General features: G+C 71.1%; 2 pseudogenes. One reads left to right on the top strand and one right to left on the bottom strand.

Annotated features, from left to right (window positions below):
- A pseudogene (locus ACWEN3_RS46990) lies at positions 1–536 on the bottom strand (carbonic anhydrase); the annotation flags it as partial.
- Between the two features lie 249 nt (positions 537–785).
- Here ACWEN3_RS46990 and ACWEN3_RS46985 point away from each other — a divergent pair.
- A pseudogene (locus ACWEN3_RS46985) lies at positions 786–1007 on the top strand (IS200/IS605 family accessory protein TnpB-related protein); the annotation flags it as partial.

Below are 1007 nucleotides of genomic sequence, written 5' to 3'. Positions count from 1 at the left end.
GGCCCGGGGTCGCGGTCGCGGGGGCCGGCGCCCGGCCCGTGCGGGGGGCGCCCTTCTCGGGGAGGATTCGGGATCGGTCCAGCAGCAGGCCGCCAGCGTGCCTTATGTGCTCGGCGAGGACCTCCCACGGCTCGACCCCGTCCGGCAGCCCGCGCTGCCGGCACGCTGGGGGTCACTCGCTCGACGACGTCCCGGATATACCGGGCGTGCGCATGCCGTTCTCCAGCGCGGCGCACGCCGCGCCGACGGCGCACCGCACGAGTCGTGACCGAGCACCACGACGAGCGGGCAGTTCAGCAGGTCGACGCCGTACTATGCCCAGCGCTTCGGCACCCATGACGTGACCTGCGGTGCGCACCACGAACAGGGCGCCCAGGCCGCAGTCGAAGATGATCTCTGGCGAGCCGGCAGTCGGAACACCCGAACAGCACGGCGAAGGGTTGCTGGGACGGTGCGATCTCGGCGCGGCGGGTGGCGTCCTGGTTCGGGTGTTCGGGGGTCCCCGCGACGAAGCGCTGGTTACCGGCCAGCAGCAGCCCGAAGTCGTCTGAGTACGGGCATGCGGATCAGTGGGGCCAGAGCGGTCTGAAGCGAGGTCCTGTCGGCGACAGAGGACTTCCATAGGGACGGCCGCATGACACGGATCCTGGCCCGTCGCAGCGGCCGTGGCACATTCAGGGACACCGGCCCACCCCCCGCCGGTTTCCTCGGGTCACTTCCCGCCGGTGATCGCCGACGCCAATTCCCGTGCCGCAGGCGAGGGTCCACTACAGATCTCCCGAGTCCGGACCTCGCGCGGCATCGCCCTGGAGGACCTCCAGGGCATCCGGTCGAGGGTACGGCTCAGAAAGCCCCAACGGGCCGCGGTGCACTCCTGGGCATTCGCCCGGCTCGGGCAGTTCCTGGCCTACCAGGCACGCCGTGCCGGCGTGCCCCTGGTCTTCGTCGACCCGGCGTACACCAGCCAGACCTGTGCCGAGTGCGGACATGCAGACAAGCGGAACCGG

This window comes from Streptomyces sp. NPDC004561 (genome assembly GCF_053602155.1).
The sequence above is the reverse complement of the archived record's forward strand: the minus strand, read 5'-3'. Positions and strand labels throughout refer to the sequence as shown.